General features: G+C 64.7%; 18 protein-coding genes and 1 riboswitch. Of the genes, 13 read left to right on the forward strand and 5 right to left on the reverse strand.

Features of this window, described 5'->3' with window-relative positions; translation table 11 throughout:
- Positions 1 to 12: 12 nt before the first annotated feature.
- The 8 genes from HUX88_RS19940 to HUX88_RS19975 all read left to right on the forward strand — a co-directional run bounded on the left by HUX88_RS19940 (position 13) and on the right by HUX88_RS19975 (position 8,169).
- Positions 13 to 384, forward strand: a complete 372-nt coding sequence (locus HUX88_RS19940) for an SMR family transporter (RefSeq protein WP_117014941.1) — start codon at positions 13 to 15, stop codon at positions 382 to 384.
- 52 nt (positions 385 to 436) lie between these two features.
- Positions 437 to 1,576, forward strand: coding sequence for a DegT/DnrJ/EryC1/StrS aminotransferase family protein (locus HUX88_RS19945; protein ID WP_176362893.1), 1,140 nt, complete (start codon positions 437 to 439; stop codon positions 1,574 to 1,576).
- Between the two features lie 11 nt (positions 1,577 to 1,587).
- Positions 1,588 to 2,583, forward strand: coding sequence for a glycosyltransferase (locus tag HUX88_RS19950; RefSeq protein ID WP_176362894.1), 996 nt, complete (start codon positions 1,588 to 1,590; stop codon positions 2,581 to 2,583).
- The gene (locus HUX88_RS19955) at positions 2,576 to 3,520 is read left to right on the forward strand and encodes a formyltransferase (protein WP_176362895.1); all 945 of its coding nucleotides are present in this window, start codon (positions 2,576 to 2,578) and stop codon (positions 3,518 to 3,520) included. The genes HUX88_RS19950 and HUX88_RS19955 overlap by 8 nt, the downstream gene beginning before the upstream one ends.
- Positions 3,521 to 3,542: 22 nt before the next feature.
- Positions 3,543 to 4,595, forward strand: coding sequence for a bifunctional UDP-4-keto-pentose/UDP-xylose synthase (locus tag HUX88_RS19960; RefSeq protein WP_117014937.1), 1,053 nt, complete (start codon positions 3,543 to 3,545; stop codon positions 4,593 to 4,595).
- Between the two features lie 36 nt (positions 4,596 to 4,631).
- Entirely contained in the window at positions 4,632 to 5,576 is a 945-nt protein-coding gene (locus tag HUX88_RS19965) for a polysaccharide deacetylase family protein (RefSeq protein ID WP_176363005.1), read from the forward strand.
- Positions 5,577 to 5,600: 24 nt separating this feature from the next.
- Positions 5,601 to 6,065 (forward strand): peroxiredoxin, encoded by a 465-nt coding sequence (locus tag HUX88_RS19970; RefSeq protein ID WP_301547078.1) that lies wholly within the window; start codon positions 5,601 to 5,603, stop codon positions 6,063 to 6,065.
- A 274-nt stretch (positions 6,066 to 6,339) separates the two neighbouring features.
- Positions 6,340 to 8,169, forward strand: a complete 1,830-nt coding sequence (locus HUX88_RS19975) for a PhoH family protein (protein WP_176362896.1) — start codon at positions 6,340 to 6,342, stop codon at positions 8,167 to 8,169.
- A gap of 68 nt (positions 8,170 to 8,237) precedes the next feature.
- On the opposite strand, the gene HUX88_RS19980 is transcribed toward HUX88_RS19975, so the two are convergent.
- Positions 8,238 to 8,870 carry a CCXG family PEP-CTERM protein gene (locus tag HUX88_RS19980; protein WP_117014934.1) on the reverse strand — a complete coding sequence of 211 codons (633 nt, stop codon included), beginning with the start codon at positions 8,868 to 8,870 and terminating at the stop codon, positions 8,238 to 8,240.
- 274 nt (positions 8,871 to 9,144) lie between these two features.
- On the opposite strand from HUX88_RS19980, the gene HUX88_RS19985 reads away from it, so the two are divergent.
- From HUX88_RS19985 to HUX88_RS20000, 4 genes are all read left to right on the forward strand, one after another.
- Entirely contained in the window at positions 9,145 to 9,429 is a 285-nt protein-coding gene (locus HUX88_RS19985; RefSeq protein WP_117014933.1) for a type II toxin-antitoxin system HicB family antitoxin, read from the forward strand.
- A 148-nt stretch (positions 9,430 to 9,577) separates the two neighbouring features.
- Positions 9,578 to 9,787, forward strand: a complete 210-nt coding sequence (locus tag HUX88_RS19990) for an XRE family transcriptional regulator (protein WP_229213388.1) — start codon at positions 9,578 to 9,580, stop codon at positions 9,785 to 9,787.
- Positions 9,784 to 11,091 carry a type II toxin-antitoxin system HipA family toxin gene (locus tag HUX88_RS19995; protein WP_176362897.1) on the forward strand — a complete coding sequence of 436 codons (1,308 nt, stop codon included), beginning with the start codon at positions 9,784 to 9,786 and terminating at the stop codon, positions 11,089 to 11,091. The genes HUX88_RS19990 and HUX88_RS19995 overlap by 4 nt, the downstream gene beginning before the upstream one ends.
- A 66-nt stretch (positions 11,092 to 11,157) precedes the next feature.
- Positions 11,158 to 11,358 carry a heavy-metal-associated domain-containing protein gene (locus HUX88_RS20000; RefSeq protein ID WP_176362898.1) on the forward strand — a complete coding sequence of 67 codons (201 nt, stop codon included), beginning with the start codon at positions 11,158 to 11,160 and terminating at the stop codon, positions 11,356 to 11,358.
- Here the strand turns inward: HUX88_RS20000 and HUX88_RS20005 are convergent, their stop codons facing one another.
- Complete coding sequence (locus HUX88_RS20005; protein ID WP_176362899.1) at positions 11,359 to 12,081, reverse strand: glutathione S-transferase; 723 nt, start codon at positions 12,079 to 12,081, stop codon at positions 11,359 to 11,361.
- Between the two features lie 97 nt (positions 12,082 to 12,178).
- Between HUX88_RS20005 and HUX88_RS20010 the strand changes: the two genes are divergently transcribed.
- Positions 12,179 to 12,943, forward strand: coding sequence for a sulfite exporter TauE/SafE family protein (locus HUX88_RS20010; protein ID WP_176362900.1), 765 nt, complete (start codon positions 12,179 to 12,181; stop codon positions 12,941 to 12,943).
- Here the strand turns inward: HUX88_RS20010 and HUX88_RS20015 are convergent.
- The 3 genes from HUX88_RS20015 to HUX88_RS20025 all read right to left on the reverse strand — a co-directional run bounded on the left by HUX88_RS20015 (position 12,933) and on the right by HUX88_RS20025 (position 18,036).
- Positions 12,933 to 14,969, reverse strand: coding sequence for a TonB-dependent receptor (locus HUX88_RS20015; RefSeq protein ID WP_176362901.1), 2,037 nt, complete (start codon positions 14,967 to 14,969; stop codon positions 12,933 to 12,935). The genes HUX88_RS20010 and HUX88_RS20015 overlap by 11 nt on opposite strands.
- 168 nt (positions 14,970 to 15,137) lie before the next feature.
- A riboswitch (cobalamin riboswitch) is annotated at positions 15,138 to 15,359 on the reverse strand.
- 5 nt (positions 15,360 to 15,364) lie between these two features.
- The gene (gene cueR / locus HUX88_RS20020; RefSeq protein ID WP_161096075.1) at positions 15,365 to 15,751 is read right to left on the reverse strand and encodes a Cu(I)-responsive transcriptional regulator; all 387 of its coding nucleotides are present in this window, start codon (positions 15,749 to 15,751) and stop codon (positions 15,365 to 15,367) included.
- Positions 15,748 to 18,036 carry a cation-translocating P-type ATPase gene (locus tag HUX88_RS20025; protein ID WP_176362902.1) on the reverse strand — a complete coding sequence of 763 codons (2,289 nt, stop codon included), beginning with the start codon at positions 18,034 to 18,036 and terminating at the stop codon, positions 15,748 to 15,750. The genes cueR and HUX88_RS20025 overlap by 4 nt, the downstream gene beginning before the upstream one ends.
- Positions 18,037 to 18,079 lie beyond the last annotated feature (43 nt).

The following is an 18,079-nucleotide window of genomic DNA, read 5'->3' on the forward strand; positions in this document are numbered from 1 at the left end:
TAAAAAAAACACATGAATATCGCAACTTTCGGTTTTATCGTTTTCGGCGTGCTGTTGAACGCCATTGCCCAACTGCTGCTCAAGGCCGGCACCAAGAACATCGGCGAGATCCACCTGACGCTCAACAACCTGTTCTCGGTCGGCCTGAAGGTGGCGATGCAACTGCCCATCATCGGCGGCCTGACCTGCTACGTGCTGTCGGTGGTGCTGTGGATCATCGCGCTGTCGCGGGTGGACGTGTCGATCGCCTACCCGATGCTGTCGCTGGGCTACGTGGTCACCGCCATCGGCGCCTGGTACCTGTTCGGCGAAGCGCTGACGGTGCAGCGCCTGGTCGCCATCGGCATCATCCTGGTCGGCGTCGCCTTGCTGGCGCGGACCTGACGAACAATTTAGAATGCGGCCATAAGCCAAATCAATATCGAGAGCGACACCCATGACCTCCGCCTTACCTTTCTTGCCTTTTTCGAAACCCACCATCGATGAGGCAACCATCGCCGCCGTCGGCGACGTGCTGCGTTCCGGCTGGATCACCAGCGGCCCCAAAGTGGCCGCCTTCGAAGCCCAGATGTCCGAATACTTCGGCGGCCGCCCCGTACGCACCTTCAACTCCGGCACCTGCACCATGGAGATCGCGCTGCGCATCGCCGGCATCGGCGCCGGCGACGAAGTCATCACCACCTCGATCTCCTGGGTCGCCACGGCCAACGTCATCATCGAAGTGGGCGCCACGCCGGTGTTCGCCGACATCGACCCGGTCACCCGCAACATCGACCTCGACAAGGTCGAAGCCGCGATCACGCCGCGCACCAAGGCCATCATCCCGGTCTACCTGTCCGGCCTGCCGGTCGACATGGACCGCCTGTACGCCATCGCCAAGAAGCACAATCTGCGCGTGATCGAGGACGCGGCGCAGGCGTTCGGCTCCGAGTGGAACGGCAAGCGCATCGGCTCGTTCGGCGACTTCGTCTCGTTCAGCTTCCAGGCCAACAAGAACATCACCACCGGCGAAGGCGGCGCGCTGGTGCTGAACAACCTCGAAGAGGCCAAGCTGGCCGAGAAGTACCGCCTGCAGGGCGTGACCCGCAGCGGCGTCGACGGCATCGATGTGGACGTCCTCGGCGGCAAGTACAACATGAGCGACATCATGGCCGCCATCGGCCTGGGCCAGTTCGCCAACATCGACAACATCACCGCGCACCGCCGCAACCTGGCGCGCCACTACTACCAGGCCTTCGGCCCCGAGTTTGAGGCGCAGTCCGGCGCCCAGCTGCCGGTGCGGGCCTTCGAGACCAGCAATTACCACCTGTTCCAGATCGTGTTGCCCGATAACGGCCCGACCACCCGCGCCGACTTCATGCGCGCGATGCAGGAGCGCTTCAACATCGGCACCGGCTACCACTACGCGCCCATCCACCTGTTCACCATGTACCGTGAGCGCGGCTTCAAGGAGGGCATGTTCCCCGTGTCGGAAAAAGTCGGCCGCCTGACCGTGACCCTGCCGATGTTCTATGCCATGACCACGGCCGATGTCGACCGTGCCGTCGCAGCCGTGAAAGAGATTTTGATCAAATGAGCGTGTCGTTGATGAAGCCAGAAATTTCCGTCGTTATCCCGATCTACAACGAGCAGGCCGGCCTGCAAGCCTTGTTCGACCGCCTGTACCCGGCGCTCGACAAGCTCGGCACGACCTACGAGATCGTGTTCGTCAACGACGGCAGCCGCGACAACTCGGTCTCGATATTGGCCGAGCAGTTCCGCACCCGTCCCGACGTCACCCGCGTGGTGCTCTTCAACGGCAACTACGGCCAGCACATGGCCATCCTGGCCGGCTTCGAAGCCTCGCGCGGCGACATCATGATCACGCTCGACGCCGACCTGCAGAACCCGCCCGAGGAAATCGGCAACCTGGTGGCCAAGATCCGCGAAGGCTACGACTACGTCGGCTCGATCCGCCGCAAGCGCCAGGATTCGGCATGGCGCACCTACGCGTCCAAGGCCATGAACCACCTGCGCGAACGCATCACCAACATCAAGATCACCGACCAGGGCAATATGCTGCGCGCCTACGGCCGCAACGTGATCGACCTGGTCAACCAGTGCGGCGAGGTCAACACCTTCGTGCCGGCGCTGGCCTACCGCTTCGCCCGCAAGCCGACCGAGATCATCGTCGAGCACGAGGAGCGCGCGGCCGGCGAATCGAAGTACTCGCTGTACAGCCTGATCCGTTTGAACTTCGACCTGGTCACCGGCTTCTCGCTGGTGCCGCTGCAATTCTTCTCGATGTTCGGCATCCTGCTGTCGATCGCCTCCGGCCTGCTGGTGATGGTGCTGCTGGTGCGCCGCCTGTTCCTGGGCGCCGAGGCCGAGGGCCTGTTCACGCTGTTCGCGATTGCCTTCTTCTTCATGGGGACTATCCTGTTCGGTATCGGCCTGCTGGGCGAGTATGTGGGCCGCATCTTCCAGCAAGTGCGCGCGCGCCCGCGCTACGTGGTACAAACGATCCTGGAACAAAAGCCCGGCCAGTCGCTCGATGCGCCGGCCGGTGTGGAAAAACGTACTGTGGGCCGAGGCCATGAGTGAATCCAATAAGCGTCAACGCGCCGTCGTCTTCGGCTACCACAACGTCGGCGTACGCTGCCTGAAGGTCTTGCTGGCCGGCGGCGTCGACGTCGCGCTGGTGGTCACGCACGAGGACAGCGCCAACGAGAACATCTGGTTCGAATCGGTGATCTCGCTGTGCCAGGCCGAGGGCATCCCCTACATCACGCCGGTCGACGCCAAGTCGCCCGAGCTGCTGGAGCAGGTGCGGGACATCGCGCCGGACCTGATGTTCAGCTTCTACTACCGCAACATGCTGCCGGCCGAGCTGCTGGCGGTGGCGCCCGCGTTCAACATGCACGGCTCGCTGCTGCCGGAATTCCGCGGCCGCGCGCCGGTCAACTGGGCGGTGCTGCACGGCGCCACCGTCACCGGCGCCACCCTGCACGAGATGACCGTCAAGCCGGACGCCGGCGACATCGTGTCGCAGATGGAGGTGCCTATCCTGCCCGACGACACCGCCTTCGAGGTGTTCGGCAAGGTCACCGTGGCGGCCGAGCAGGCGCTGTGGATGGTGCTGCCGTCGCTGCTGGACGGCACGGCGCCGCGCATCAAGAACGACCTGAGCAAGGGCGGCTACTTCGGCGGCCGCAAGCCCGAGGACGGCCGCATCAACTGGCTGCTGCCGGCCCAGGACGTGTACAACCTGCACCGCGCCGTGGCCCCGCCCTACCCCGGCGCCTTCACCGATATCGGCGGCGTGCGCTACGTGCTGCAACGGGCCCGATTATCTGGCAATTTCGGCAATGTTGTATCGCTAAGTTTGCCACCTGGCTTGACAGTAGTGGATAATTGCATCTTTGGCGTGTGCGGCGATGGCCGCATGCTGACGATTTCCGCCTTGACGGCCGACGGGGTTTCCGTCACGGCCGAGCAGTTGCAATCCCGCCTGGCGGAGCTGTCCGCTGGCGGACAATGAACATTACCTGGGTAACTATCAAATGAAAAAAGTCCTCATCCTCGGCGTCAACGGCTTCATCGGCCATCACCTGTCGAAGCGCATCCTGGAAACGACCGACTGGCATGTCTACGGCATGGACATGAGCACCGACCGTATCACCGACGTCCTGGAGAATGAGGCGTACAAGTCGCGCATGCACTTCTTCGAGGGCGACATCACCATCAACAAGGAATGGGTCGAGTACCACGTCAAGAAGTGCGACGTGATCCTGCCGCTGGTGGCGATCGCCACGCCGTCGACCTACGTCAAGGCGCCGCTGCGCGTGTTCGAGCTGGACTTCGAAGCCAACCTGCCCATCGTGCGCTCGGCCGCCAAGTACGGCAAGCACCTGGTGTTCCCGTCGACCTCGGAAGTGTACGGCATGTGCCACGACGACGAGTTCGATCCCGAGAACTCCGAGCTGATCTGCGGCCCGATCAACAAGCCGCGCTGGATCTACTCCAACGCCAAGCAGCTGATGGACCGCGTGATCTGGGGCTACGGCATGGAAGGCCTGAACTTCACGCTGTTCCGTCCGTTCAACTGGATCGGCGCCGGCCTCGACTCCATCCACACGCCGAAAGAAGGCTCGTCGCGCGTGGTGACCCAGTTCTTCGGCCACATCGTCCGTGGCGAGAACATCTCGCTGGTGGACGGCGGCGCGCAGAAGCGCGCGTTCACCGACATCGACGACGGCATCGACGCGCTGATGAAGATCATCGAGAACAAGAACGGCGCCGCCAGCGGCAAGATCTACAACATCGGCAACCCGGTCAACAACTACTCGATCCGCGAGCTGGCCGGCATGATGCTGGAACTGGCGCCGCAGTACCCCGAGTACGCCGAAGGCGCCGCCAAGGTCAAGATCGTCGAGACCACCTCGGGCGCCTACTACGGCGCGGGCTACCAGGACGTGCAGAACCGCGTGCCGAAGATCACCAACACCTGCGAAGAGCTGGGCTGGAAACCGACCACCACCATGGCCGAAGCGCTGAAGAAGATCTTCGACGCCTACCGCAGCCAGGTGGCCGAAGCACAAAAACTGATGGACTAAGATTTGACCGAGACTTTGCAAACGCAAGCGCCGCTGATGGTGTTGAAGATCGATGTCGACACCTACCGCGGCACCCGTGAAGGCACCCTGAACCTGGTGCGGATGCTGAAGGCGCACAACGCCCAGGCCACTTTCCTGTTTTCGCTGGGGCCGGACCACACCGGCTGGGCGCTGCGCCGCGCGCTGCGTCCGGGGTTCTTCAGCAAAGTCTCGCGCACGTCCGTGGTCGAGCATTACGGCATCAAGACGCTGATGTACGGCACCCTGCTGCCGGGCCCGGACATCGGCAAGGAATGCGCCGAACAGCTGCGCAGCGTGCGCGACGCCGGCTTCGAATGCGGCATCCACACCTGGGACCACGTGCTGTGGCAGGACAACGTCGCCAGGCGCGACGGCAAATGGTCCACCGCCATGATGCGCAAGGCCGCCGCCCGCTTCACGCAGGTGTTCGGCACCGCGCCGCGCACCCACGGCGCGGCCGGCTGGCAGATGAACAACGCCGCCTTCGCCGAGCATGACACCGCAGGCTACGCCTACGCGTCCGACGGCCGCTGCGTGCTCAACGAGAACGGCACGCTGGCCAATCCGGCCGACGGCCCGCACCGCCTGTCCGACGGCGACAAGGTGCTGTCCCACATCCAGCTGCCCACCACGCTGCCGACGCTGGACGAGCTGCTGGGCCGCGAGATCGACGGCGTCGTCATCGGCACCGGCAACATCGCCGCCTTCCTGCTGAAGCTGACGGCCGGCGCCACGCGCGACCACGTATATACTTTGCACTCCGAACTTGAAGGGCAAAAACTCGCCCCCATATTCGAGCAGTTATTGGCTGGCTGGAAGGCGCAAGGCTACACATTGGCGTCGATGGCCGATTACCATCAGAAGGTCCGGCACCAGGCCATGCCGGTTTGCCCGATCACCTGGGGCGAGCTGCCGGGTCGCTCGGGCCAGCTGATCGTGCAGGGCGCCGCCCGTTCTTAATGCGTACCGTTCAGGAGATAGCCTGTGGCTGATAGCCCTTCCGTAGTGACCGATTTTTCCGCCGCCATGACCGGCGGCCAGACCTTCCAGCTGTCGGGCCGGCCGGCGCGCCACACCGTGCTGTTCTTCTACCCCAAGGACAACACACCGGGCTGCACCACCGAGAACATGGCGTTCCGCGACCTGTACGAGCAATTCCAGGCGGCCGGCACCGAAATCTACGGCATCAGCCGCGATTCGCTGCGCTCGCACGAAAGCTTCAAGACCAAGCTGGGCCTGCCCTTCGAGCTCATTTCCGACCCCGACGAGGCGCTTTGCCAGCAGTTCGGCGTCATGAAGATGAAGCAAATGTACGGCAAGACGGTGCGCGGCATCGAACGCAGTACGTTTGTGATTGACGCTACCGGGCAATTGGTGAAAGAATGGAGAGGCGTGAAAGTAGCGGGTCACGTCGATGAAGTGCTGGAATTCGTAGCGCGTCAGGTTTAATTGTTGCACGCGTTGCGGCTTCCAGAGTTGCTCAACCGTAGCAGAACTATGCGTAACAGCCCTTGAGTCATCACTGTAATTCACACCACCACCCTACATGGTGGCCAGCCGGCCACCACGCGGTACTTTCTCCGGGCATGATGAGCGCCCGTCGGCAGTCTTATAACCCTGTTTTACCCAGCATCCACCCCATCCGGTCCCAACACTTTCAAGACCAGAAAGTGTGCTGCGCCTATGGGCGGATTCCTCCAGATATTCTTCAAATGAGATCCTGATGCCACTGCCAAAATTACCTAGTAAGCCAGCGACTATACTTCTGGCCAAAGATTATCCCAAAGCGACAGGGCCGCGCCCAGTCCCCGCCATCGCAGCGGTGGCTGAAGTCGCGCCCGCGCCGAAGAAAGCGGCGCCCGTCAAAGCAGTGCCTGTAGCAAAAGCCAAAGCAGAAACCCCGAAAACCACCACCAAGTCAAAAGCCGTGGCCGCCGTGTTGAAGGCCGCGCCCGCCGTATTGAAGAACGCCGCCGCCGGCATCGCGCCCGCCGCGGCACCGGCCAAGCCGGCCGCCAAGGCCAAGCCGGTGCCGGCCGCGCGCAGCAAGGTCACGCCGATCACCGCCGAGGCGCCGCATCCGGCCAAGCACAAGCCGCATGAAGTGGCGATCAAGTCCTCGACCAGCCGTCACGCGGACCAGACCGGCACCACCAAGCTGTTCGTGCTGGACACCAACGTGCTGATGCACGATCCATCGTCGCTGTTCCGCTTCGAGGAGCACGACGTCTACCTGCCGATGATGACGCTGGAAGAGCTGGACAACCACAAGAAGGGCATGACCGAGGTGGCGCGCAACGCCCGCCAGGTGTCGCGCACCTTGGACGCGCTGGTTTCCAACACCGACGACGACGCCATCGAGAACGGCATCCCGCTGTCCAAGCTGGGCAACAAGGACGCCAAGGGCCGCCTGTACTTCCAGACGCGCCTGCAAACGGCGGACCTGCCGGTCGGCCTGCCGGTCGGCAAGGCCGACAACCAGATCCTGTCCGTGGTCCGCTCGCTTGAAGCGGAACAGGAAGGCCGTCCGGTGGTGCTGGTGTCGAAGGACATCAACATGCGCATCAAGGCGCGCGCGCTGGGCCTGCCGGCCGAGGACTACTTCAACGACCACGTGCTGGAAGACACCGACCTGCTGTACTCGGGCATCGTCCAGCTGCCGGACGATTTCTGGACCAAGCACGGCAAGGACCTGGAATCCTGGCAGGAGAACAAGAACGGCCAGAGCGCGACGTTCTACCGCGTCACCGGCCCGTTCGTGCCGTCGCTGCTGGTCAACCAGTTCATCTTCCTGGAGCCGAAGAATGGCGAAGCGCCGTTCTATGGCCAGGTCAAGCAGATCAACGGCAAGACCGCCGTGCTGCAAACCCTGCGCGACTTCAGCCACAACAAGAACAATGTGTGGGGTGTCACCGCCCGCAACCGCGAGCAGAACTTCGCCTTGAACTTGCTGATGAATCCGGAGTGCGACTTCGTCACCCTGCTGGGCCAGGCCGGTACCGGCAAGACCCTGCTGGCCCTGGCCGCCGGCCTGGCGCAGGTGCTGGAGACCAAGCTCTACAACGAAATCATCGTCACCCGCGTGACGGTGCCGGTCGGCGAGGACATCGGCTTCCTGCCTGGTACGGAGGAAGAGAAGATGTCGCCATGGATGGGCGCGTTCGACGACAACCTGGAAGTGCTCAACAAGTCCGATTCGGACGGTGGCGAATGGGGCCGTGCGGCGACGCAGGACCTGATCCGCTCGCGCATCAAGATCAAGTCGCTCAACTTCATGCGCGGCCGCACCTTCGTCAACAAGTTCCTGATCATCGACGAAGCGCAGAACTTGACGCCCAAGCAGGTCAAGACGCTGGTGACGCGCGCCGGTCCCGGCACGAAGATCCTGTGCCTGGGTAACATCGCGCAGATCGACACGCCTTACCTGACCGAGGGTTCAAGCGGCCTGACGTATGTGGTGGATCGCTTCAAGGGATGGTCGCACAGCGGTCACGTGACCCTGGCGCGCGGCGAACGCTCGCGCCTGGCGGACCACGCCAGCGACGTGTTGTAAATGTAGTAGAATAAACCCGTACCTGTTAGCCCCGCCCGCAGCAATGCCGGCGGGGCTTCTTTTTTCTATCAGGCTTTGTTGTTGCGGCGGCGGGCGTAGCCGCCGACCAGCGCCAGGCCACCCAGCAGCATGGCGTAGGTTTCCGGTTCAGGCACTGGCGCCAGGGTGTTGACGCTGAAGCTCTGGAAATTGCCGTTGGCGGCCGCGTACTGCACTTGCTGGCCGCCATCGCAGCAGCCTTCCAGGCCGTAGATGGTCAGCGTGTGGTTGCCGGCCGACAGCGCCTGGTTGTTGATCAGGAAGGCGCCGTTCGGGGTGTTGTAGTTGAAGTTCCACCACATGTCGTTGCTGTTCACCGCGACGGCCTGGCCGTCCAGGAATACGGCGCCGCCACGGCCAAAGTCCACGCCGGCGCGGAACGAGTAGGTGCCGGCGGCGCTCAGGCCGAAATCGATGGTGGACTTGAAGGCGATGTCCGAGTTGCCGGTGCCGAACACCGAATTATTCGACACGTTGTCGTAGCTGCTCAAAACGGTCGTATGACCGCCGACAACGGCGGCGTCAACCACGCTGCGGTAATCTTGCGCGCTAGCCTGTGAGCCGGCGCCGGAACTGCCGGTCTGGAAAGTGATCACGGCGGCGTTGGCGTTGCCGATGGCGGCCAATGCGAGTGCTACTGTGGCGAATTTAATGGATTTCATGCTGGTCCCTGTGCGGAGGTTGTAGTGGTTGGAAAAATGCAAGCCTGGCGCAGGGGTTGGGGGCCGGGAAATGTTTCTCTTAGCAAACTTAAAATGCGCTTAAGAATTATTTAAATGGTATCGTAAGAAAATTCCGATGTCAATCTCTAATGCAGTGCACAATAAAGACGACGTCAACCACGAAAGTGCTTGAAACCGGCAGCAACCTGTATGACACTAGACACTGCAAGTCATTGATTTCGCCAGACTTTCGGACCACCGCCGAGACAAGACCATGGACATCCCTATCCTGATCCGAAAAAAAGGCAACACCAAGTATGGTGTCACCGTGCCGGACATTCCCGGCTGCGTCACCACCGGCGAAACGGTGGACAAGGCCATGAGCAACGCCACCAAGGCCATCTACGGCCATGTCGGCCAACTGGTCGAGCAAGGCAAGGCCTTCGAAATCAAACCCTCCGAGGTGGAATACCTGTCGCGCGAGCCGGACTACGCCGGCGGCATCTGGGCGCTCGTCAGCCTGGACCTGGCCAAGCTGAACGATCCGCCGGAGGACTGAGCACACGCCAATGCGCGGACATTTATGTTTTCACGTAAAATTAGACCCATAATTTACATGAAAGAATAAAATGTCCGTGTTCGAGCAACTACAACATCGCCGTATCCAACTGGGAAAAACACTGCAGAACCTTGCGGATGTCAGCGGAATGAACGTCCCCCAAGTCAGCAACGTACTGAGCGGGAAACTGGATTCCCGCCTGAGCACCTACGAAGCGCTGGCCGGCGCGATGGATGCCACGCTGGTCCTGATCCCCAAACATCTGCTGCCGGAGGTCGCGCGCCTGTTGTCCGGCAAAGCCATCGGGCCGGACGACGTTCCATCGACGGTCGACCGGCTGCTGGGCGGACTCAATTGAACCACGCGCTGGTCCCCCGCTATCTGGAAGTATGGCTGCGCGGCCGGCACGTGGGCTGGCTGTGCGAGGCGGGCCGCGCTACACGTTTCCTCGCGACTGAGCAATACCAGGCCGATACGCGGCGCGCCACGCTCTCCCTGTCGATGACGCTGCCCGGCGCCGAGCAAGTGACGCAGGAAACCCTGAAGAACCATTTCGACCCGGCGGTGTACCGCGAACGCGGCGAACTGCCGCCCTTCTTCGCGGGCCTGCTGCCGGAGGGCGCGCTGCGCCGGCGCCTGGCCGCCACGCGCAAGAGCGACCGCGACATGGACGACTTCGGCATTTTGGCCGCCGCCGGCGAGGACCTGCCGGGCGCCGTGACCGTGCTGCCCGCCAACCTCGACAACCTGACGGCTGCGGCCCGCGCCTACGGCGTCACCGGCGGCGCCGACAATCTTGAAATCAGCGTGCCCGAGCAGGCCGCCGAGGGCGCCGCCTCGCTGTCCGGCGTGCAGGACAAGGTGGCGCTGTCCCACGCCCGGGACGGCAAGCGGTACCGCATGCCGGTCAAGGGCACGCCGTCCGACCTCATCGCCAAGCTGCCGCTGGCCGGCGACGACTCGCAGGTGATGAACGAGCACGCCTGCATGCGGCTGGCCGGCCTGGCCGGAGTCGATGTCGCGGCATGCCGGCCGGCGCCCATGAGCACGATGGACGACCACCCGGACCTGGTGGCCGCGCTGGGCGCCGGCATGCGCTTCCTGGCGGTCGAGCGCTTCGACCGCGGCCCCGCCGGCGCGGTGCACATGGAGGACGCCTGCCAGCTGCTCACCCTCATGCCGGCCCAGAAGTATTCCGGCGCCAGGGAATTCGTCAAGCTGGTCCAGGTGCTGGACCGCCTTGGCACGCGCGGCATCGAGGATGTCCGCCAGTTCTTCATCCGGCAGGCCGTCAACACGCTGATCGGGAACTCGGACGCGCACCTGAAGAACTTCAGCGTGCTGTATCGCGACGGCGTCCGCCCCGAGCTTGCGCCGGCCTATGACATCGTGTGCGTCGCGGCGCTGGCCGGCTTCCGGGGTTTCGCCACCAACGTCGCCATCGACCAGTTGCAGCGGCAGGAAACGCTGGACACCTATGCCGCCATCGCCAAACAGGCGGGCATTTCGGAGCGCATCGTCAAGGCGGCCGTCACGCAAACGGTCACGCGCGCCAAGGACCTTTGGCCCAAGGCGCTGCATGAAATGGAGATGCCGGACGCCGTGCGCCTTGAGATCGAGAACCGCCTGGAGACGCTGCCGCTCGCGGGCAACGCGCGATAGTGCTTGACCTTCCCACGACGGGAAGGCCTACAGTATGATCATCGAAACTGTTCAAGGAGTAGGACGATGTATCAACTACAAGTGCAAAACATGAGCTGTGGCCATTGCGTGGGCGCGGTGACCAAGGCGGTGCAGGCGGTCGATGCGGCGGCGAAGGTCGAGATCGACCTGGCCAGCAAGACCGTTCGCATAGACAGCGCCACCCCGCTGGCCTCGCTCAAATCGGCCATCGCCGACGCGGGCTACCCCGTCACCGGCGCGGCCTGATTATTTGTCCAGCTCCGGGTAGTGGCGGAAGATGCCGTCCTCATTGAACGGTATCCGCCGCTTCGACCCGACGTAGGCGGCGATGTTGGGCCGCAGCGCCACCTTGTCGCGCAAGGCGGTCAAGGCCGGATACGATGGCGCCAGCCGCGCCATCGTCTTCGGGAACGCATAGCGCAAGCCTTCGATCAGCTGGAACAGAGACAAGTCCACATACGTCAGCCGCGAGCCGACCGCATACCCTCCCCGCCCCGGATTGCGCGCCACCACGCCCTCGAAGTAGTCGAGGAACTTCGGTATGCGCTCCTCGCGGAAGCACCTGGCGCGCGCCTTGGCTTCCTTCTTCTGCTCTTCGTAGTACTTGCTGACGGCGATGGGATGGTGCGTGTCGTGCGCCTCGTTGACGATGTCGGCGATGGTCAACTGCAGCTGGTTGGTCCACAGCCGCCCCGCCTCCGCGCGCGGCGCCAAGCCGTGGCGGGCGCCGATGAACATCAGGATGTTGGCGGTCTGCCCGATCAGCAGCTCGCCCGCGCGCAGCACCGGCGGCGCGAACGACGGATGATCGACCTGGCCGCCATCGAGGCACGCCATCAGCTCCGGCATGCCCTTCTTCTGTCGCGCCACGTCCACATACGGCACGGCCGCCTCCTCCAGCGCCAGGCGCACGAATTCACCGCGGCCCTGCAGGCCGTCCCAGTAATAAAGTTGGTATGGTGTTGTCATGCCAAGATGGTAGCACCGACAACGGCGGAGCGCCGCCCAAAACGATATTCAGTACACGGTTATAATCGACCGTTGACCCGACCACTTCCCAGACGCCATGCCACCAGTCCCTCCGCTTGAACTCCCGATTGTCCTGATGGTCGCCGCCGCCGGCTTCCTGGCCGGCGTGCAGAACGCCCTTGCCGGCGGGGGCTCGTTCATCACCTTCCCCGCGCTGCTGCTGGCCGGCCTGAATCCGCTGGCCGCCAACATGACCTCCACCATCGCCCTGTTCCCGAGCCAGATCACCTCCGCCTACGCCGGCCGCAAGCTGGCGGGCGACGTCGGGCCGCTGACGTTCAAGCAGATGCTGATCATCAGCGCCATCGGCGGCATCTTCGGCGCCATCCTGCTTTTGAATACGCCGCCGTCCTTCTTCGCGCGGCTGGTGCCTTGGCTGGTGCTGTTCGCCACCAGCGTGTTCGCGTGGGGCAGCTTCCGCAAGAAACCGCTGCACGCGGCAGGCAGCATGCCGCCCTGGACGCTGATGCTGGTGCAAAGCTGCATCGCCATCTACGGCGGCTACTTCGGCGGCGGCATCGGCTTCCTGATGCTGGCCGCGCTGACCATCGCCGGCCAGCAGGTGCGCGCCGCAGCCGCCACCAAGAACGTGCTGGCGATGGCGATGAACGCCGCCGCCACGCTGATCTTCGCCACCTCCAGCTTGATCAGCTGGCCGGCCGCGCTGGCGCTGTGCGTGGGTGGCATCGCCGGCGGCTTGTGCGGCGGATGGCTGATCCACCGCCTGCCGGAAAAAGTCATGCGCGGCTTCGTGGTGCTGGTCGGCGCCGCGCTGACCGTGTGGATGTTCGTCAGAATGTAGCCTTCAACGTCAGGCGGAAGGTGCGCGGCTCCACCGGATGGTAGTGGATGTCGTTGACGCCTTCGGCCGGCTCGCCCGGCAAGCGCGAGGCGTAGTAGTAATCCACGTCGCTGGCCTTGCGGTCGAACAGGTTGAACGCGTCCAGCGACACGGCCCAGCGCCGGTCTATCCTGTAGCCCACCCGCGCATACGCGATCGCAGTCGTCGCCGAACGCTGGCTGTTATCCTCGATCAGCGGACGCGGTCCGAAGTAGCGCATCTGGAACGCGCCGGACCACGGACCGAGATCGGTGACGGTCGCGCCGAACGAGGCCACCTTGCCGACCGCGCCCGGAATGTAATCGCCCGCCGCGTCATGCTCGGTGTAGTGCGCCCGAGAGTAAGCCAGGTCCAGGTCGAACAGCAGCCATGGCGCGGCGATGTAGTGGTTGTTCCACTCGATGCCGGAACGGTAGCTGCCACGGCTTGCCGCCGTATCGCCCGCGTCGCCGGAGAACACCAGCTCGGACGCTGAGCGCAGCTTCCACAAGGCCATCGAACTTTGCAGGCCGGGCACGAACTCGGTCCGCACGCCCAGCTCCGCGCCGCGCGTCTTGACCAGCGGCGTGACCGGATCGATAGGCTCCCGCTCCTTCGGCGTCAGGTGCACTGTGGTGCCGCGCGCATCGTTGCTGTGGAAGCCCTCGCCGTAGTTGATGAAGAATTCCGTCTTGGCCCATGGCCCCAGCACCACCGCCAGTTTCGGCGACGTCATGCCGACGCTGACCTTGCCCGTGTTCTCGGCGATATTGCTGCTCACATCGAAGCGGTAGCGGTCATAGCGCAAGCCGGCCGTGGTGCGCAGCCATTCGCGCCACTGCACCGTGTTCTCGAAATAGAGCGCCGCATTGGCTTCCTTGACCTTCGATTCCGTGATGGTGCCGGTGATCCGGCGCTTGACGGTGCTGTACAGCGCCAGCGGCGACATGTAGTCGTAGCGTCCCTGCAGGCCGACCTTGTTGTTCACTTCCAGCCCGCCCCACTTGCCGAACCACGTCTGCGCCACGTCGAAGCCCGTCATGCGGCGCTTCTCGGTCTGGCGCGACTGGTCGCCGTTGACCGGGTCGTCGAGGAAGTAGGTGAAGTCGTTGTACAGGTCCAGGCTCGATTGCACCAGGTAGGCGTTGGCCTGCAACAGCGTGTCGCTGGTGCGCTGGCGCAGCGTGGCCGATACGCTGTAGCGCGACGTGATGCCGCCATCGCTGGTGTCGATCGCGCCGTACCGGTCGATCTCGCCGCTTTGCACCGCGCGCAGCGGGATCTGGTTACTGGCGTACCAGCCGCCCTTGTAGGCCATGCCGGTGACGCTGAACTGGTTGTCGCTGCCGCCCTGGCTGTAGCGCAGCACGCCCAGGCTTTTGTGGAAGGCCTCCGGGCTGACCCACGGGCCGTTGTTGTGTCCCAGCTCCGCGCCGTAGACCAGGTTACCCTCGCCCAGCGGCGTCGATCCGGTCAGGTTGGCGCGGTAGTACTGGTGCTCGCCGACGGTGATGCTGGCGGTGCTTTCTTTGAGCTTGTTCGCCAATCCCATGTGCGCCGCGCCGGCCGAGGCGAAGTCGCCTTCGTCCGCGTAGTACGGGCCTTTTTTGTAGTTGATGCGGTCGACCAGTTCCGGCATCAGGAAATTCAAATCGGTGTAGCCCTGGCCGTGCGCGTGGGCGCGCATGTTGACCGGCATGCCGTCGACGAAGGTGGCGAAGTCGGTGCCGTGATCGAGGTTGAAGCCGCGCAGGAAGTATTGATTGGCCTTGCCGTCGCCGCTGTGCTGCGTGACGATCACGCCGGGCACGAACTCCAGCAGCTCGCCGGGCCGCAGCGCCGGACGGTTGGCGATCAGCGCCGCCGTCACCGATCCCTGGCTGGCGGCGCTGGACGTGCCGACGCCGTTGTCGTAGTGGCCGCGCACTTCCACCGCCTCCATCACAGGCTCGCCGTTGGTCGCCAGCGGAACCGTCGCCGCCAGCGCGGCTATCGAAAGCAAAATCATGGATGCTCCTTCAACGAACAGTCGAAGCGCAGGGGTGAGCGAACGGCGCGTGCGCAAGGCACGGCCGCCAGACGGCAAAGCCGTGGCGAGCAAAATAGATGCATAGATGTAGATCGAAACAGATGCAATCCCCTCACCTCCCCGTGAGCGGATTGAACAGAAATGCCTGGGCATTTCCACCTGTCTGGCCGGTATCCGGGCTGGCAAGCGACACCGCCTGACCTTCCCATGCGACTGCACAGTGGTCTGAAGAGGCGGATTTGTCGTCAACGACGACGCTTGTTTACCGTTGCGGGGGCAGCACATGTTGGCTGGCGTGGCCAGCTCCATGTTTCCCGTTTAACTGCGCGCCTGGACAGGCGCGCGAGCACCAAAACGGGCCGATTATACTTTAATTAATCGGCCAGCGATTGGAGAATGGGGCAGTCGGGGCGATGGTCGCCGTGGCAGCAGCTGGCCAGCGTTTGCAGCGTGTCGCGCATTTCGGTCAGTTCGGCGATGCGCTGGTTCAGTTCCGCCACATGGCCCATGGCGATGGTTTTGACGTCGGCGCTGGCGCGCTCCTTGTTCTGCCACAGCGACAGCAGGTCGCGGATCTGGTCGAGCGAGAAGCCCAGCGAGCGCCCGCGCTTGACGAAGCGCAGCGCGTGCAGGTCGTTCTCGCCGTAGATGCGGTAGCCGGCGTCGCTGCGCCGCCCCGGCGGGATCAGGGCGATGCTTTCGTAGTAGCGGATCATCTTGGCCGATACGCCGCTGGCCGCCGCGGCTTGTCCGATATTCATGCTTGTCCTTTCAGGTGGTCGGGCTTCCAGCGGCGCAGCAGCAAGGCGTTGCTGATCACGCTGACGGAACTGAGCGCCATCGCGGCGCCGGCGACCATGGGGTTGAGCAGGCCGAAGGCGGCCAGCGGTATGCCCACCAGGTTGTAGATGAAGGCCCAGAACAGGTTCTGTCGTATCTTGCTGTAGCTGCGGCGCGAGATCGAGATGGCGGCGGCCACCAGCGCGGGGTCGCCGCGCATCAGCGTGATGCCGGCGGCGTGCATGGCGACGTCGGTGCCGCTGGACATGGCGATGCCGACATCGGCGGCGGCCAGCGCGGGGGCGTCGTTGATGCCGTCGCCGACCATGGCGATGCAGGCGTGGCCAGTCTTCAGGCCGGCCACGATGCTGGCCTTGTCGGCGGGGAGCATGTTGGCCACGATGCGGTCGATGCCCAGTTCCTTGCCGACGGCGTCGGCGCTGCCCTGGTTGTCGCCGGTGAGCAGGATGGTCTCGATGTGCAGGGCGCGCAGGGCTTGAAGCGCGGCGCGGGCTTGCGGCTTGACGCGGTCGCCGAAGGCCAGCAGGCCAAGCAGCTGCGCGGGCTGCGGCGCGTTTGAGGCGGCCAGCCAGGAGATCGTCAGGCCCTGTTGTTCCAACGCGGTGGCGCGGGCGCTCAATGCGTCCAGCGCGACGCCCTCCTCCTGCATCAGCCGCGTGCTGCCCAGGATCAGGCGCGTGCCGTCGACAATGGCCGCCACGCCGCGCCCGGGCAAGGCGGTGACGTCGGTCGCAACCGGCGCAGCGGCAGCGACAGTGGCGCCGGCCGGCATGGCGACGATTGGCGCGGCGGCGGCGCCATCGCTCGTGGCGGCGTTGCGCGCGGCGGCGGCTTCGGTGACGGCGCGGGCCAGCGTGGGTACGCTGCCGCGCTGGATGGCGGCGGCCAGTTGCAGCAGCCGCGCCTCGTCGATGCCGGCCGGCTCCAGCGCCACCAGCGACGGTTTGCCTTCGGTGAGCGTGCCGGTCTTGTCGAACGCCACGGTGGTGATGCGGTGCGCCAGTTCCAGCGCCTCCGCGTCCTTGATCAGTATTCCGTAGCGCGCCGCCACGCCGGTGCCGGCCATGATCGCGGCCGGTGTCGCCAATCCCAGCGCGCACGGGCAGGCGATCACCATCACCGCCACCGCATTGATGATGGCCCGCTCGGCGTCGCCGGTCGCCAGCCACCAGCCGGCGAAGGTCAGCGCCGCCAGCACCAGCACCACCGGCACGAACACCGCGCTGACGCGGTCCACCAGATGCTGCACCGGCGCCTTGGCCGCCTGCGCGTCCTCCACCAGCCGGATGATGCGCGCCAGCGTGCTCTCCGCGCCCACCGCCGTCACCCGCACCAGCAGCAGGCCCTCGCCGTTGATGGCGCCGCCCGTCACGCGGTCGCCGGCATGGCGCGCCACGGGCAGGCTTTCGCCGGTGATGAGCGCCTCGTCCACATGACTGGCGCCCTCCACCACCTCGCCGTCCGCCGCCACCCGCTCGCCGGGACGCACCACCACCAACTCGCCCGGCCGCACGTCGGCGATCGGCACTTCGACATCCTGCTCGCCGCGCCGCACGCGCGCGGACTCGGGCCGCAGCACCTGCAAGGCGCGGATGGCCGACGTAGTCTGGCGCTTGGCGCGCGCCTCCAGCCATTTGCCCAGCAAGATCAGGGTGATCACCACGGCCGACGCTTCGAAATACAGGTGCGGCATGGCGGACGTCGACGCGAACAATTGGTAGACGCTCAGGCCATATGCGGCGCTGGTGCCCAGCGCCACCAGCAGGTCCATATTGCCGCTGCGGGCACGCAGCGCCAGCCAGCCGGCGCGATAGAAGCGCGCGCCGAGCCAGAACTGCACCGGCGTCGCCAGCAGCAGCTGCAGGCGGCCGTCCAGCATCCAGTGGACGCCGGCCAGTTCCAGCAGCATTGGCAGCAGCAAAGGCAGCGACAGCAAGGCCGCCAGCACCACCGCGCGGCCACCGGTGGGGTGGACCAGCGTCGGCGCGGCCGGCACGGGCGCGGGTGCGGATGGCGGCAGTTCCGGCGTGGCGTGGTAGCCGGCCTTGTCGACCGCCTGCGCCAGCAGGGAGAAATCGAGCGGCTGCGACGATTCCACCCGCGCCGATTCGGTGGCCAGGTTGACGCTGACCTTGTCCACGCCCGGCACCGCAGCCAGCACGCGTTCGACGCGGCCCACGCAGGAGGCGCAGGTCATGCCCTCGATGTTGATCGATTGCGCTACAGGAGAGGCGGAGCTGGACATGACGATCCCAATGGAAGACTCGATGACGACAGCATCAAGTATC

This window comes from Duganella sp. BJB1802 (assembly GCF_013369445.1).
Classification (GTDB): Bacteria; Pseudomonadota; Gammaproteobacteria; order Burkholderiales; family Burkholderiaceae_D; genus Rugamonas; species Rugamonas vulcania_A.

Bases quoted from the DNA above. Each gene is read 5' to 3' on its own strand.
- HUX88_RS19940 (WP_117014941.1), top strand. From the start codon at position 13: ATGAATATCGCAACTTTCGGTTTTATCGTTTTCGGCGTGCTGTTGAAC.
- HUX88_RS19945 (WP_176362893.1), top strand. From the start codon at position 437: ATGACCTCCGCCTTACCTTTCTTGCCTTTTTCGAAACCCACCATCGAT.
- HUX88_RS19950 (WP_176362894.1), top strand. From the start codon at position 1,588: ATGAAGCCAGAAATTTCCGTCGTTATCCCGATCTACAACGAGCAGGCC.
- HUX88_RS19955 (WP_176362895.1), top strand. From the start codon at position 2,576: ATGAGTGAATCCAATAAGCGTCAACGCGCCGTCGTCTTCGGCTACCAC.
- HUX88_RS19960 (WP_117014937.1), top strand. From the start codon at position 3,543: ATGAAAAAAGTCCTCATCCTCGGCGTCAACGGCTTCATCGGCCATCAC.
- HUX88_RS19965 (WP_176363005.1), top strand. From the start codon at position 4,632: ATGGTGTTGAAGATCGATGTCGACACCTACCGCGGCACCCGTGAAGGC.
- HUX88_RS19975 (WP_176362896.1), top strand. From the start codon at position 6,340: ATGCCACTGCCAAAATTACCTAGTAAGCCAGCGACTATACTTCTGGCC.
- HUX88_RS19980 (WP_117014934.1), bottom strand. From the start codon at position 8,870: ATGAAATCCATTAAATTCGCCACAGTAGCACTCGCATTGGCCGCCATC.
- HUX88_RS19985 (WP_117014933.1), top strand. From the start codon at position 9,145: ATGGACATCCCTATCCTGATCCGAAAAAAAGGCAACACCAAGTATGGT.
- HUX88_RS19990 (WP_229213388.1), top strand. From the start codon at position 9,578: ATGAACGTCCCCCAAGTCAGCAACGTACTGAGCGGGAAACTGGATTCC.
- HUX88_RS20000 (WP_176362898.1), top strand. From the start codon at position 11,158: ATGTATCAACTACAAGTGCAAAACATGAGCTGTGGCCATTGCGTGGGC.
- HUX88_RS20005 (WP_176362899.1), bottom strand. From the start codon at position 12,081: ATGACAACACCATACCAACTTTATTACTGGGACGGCCTGCAGGGCCGC.
- HUX88_RS20010 (WP_176362900.1), top strand. From the start codon at position 12,179: ATGCCACCAGTCCCTCCGCTTGAACTCCCGATTGTCCTGATGGTCGCC.
- HUX88_RS20015 (WP_176362901.1), bottom strand. From the start codon at position 14,969: ATGATTTTGCTTTCGATAGCCGCGCTGGCGGCGACGGTTCCGCTGGCG.
- cueR (WP_161096075.1), bottom strand. From the start codon at position 15,751: ATGAATATCGGACAAGCCGCGGCGGCCAGCGGCGTATCGGCCAAGATG.
- HUX88_RS20025 (WP_176362902.1), bottom strand. From the start codon at position 18,036: ATGTCCAGCTCCGCCTCTCCTGTAGCGCAATCGATCAACATCGAGGGC.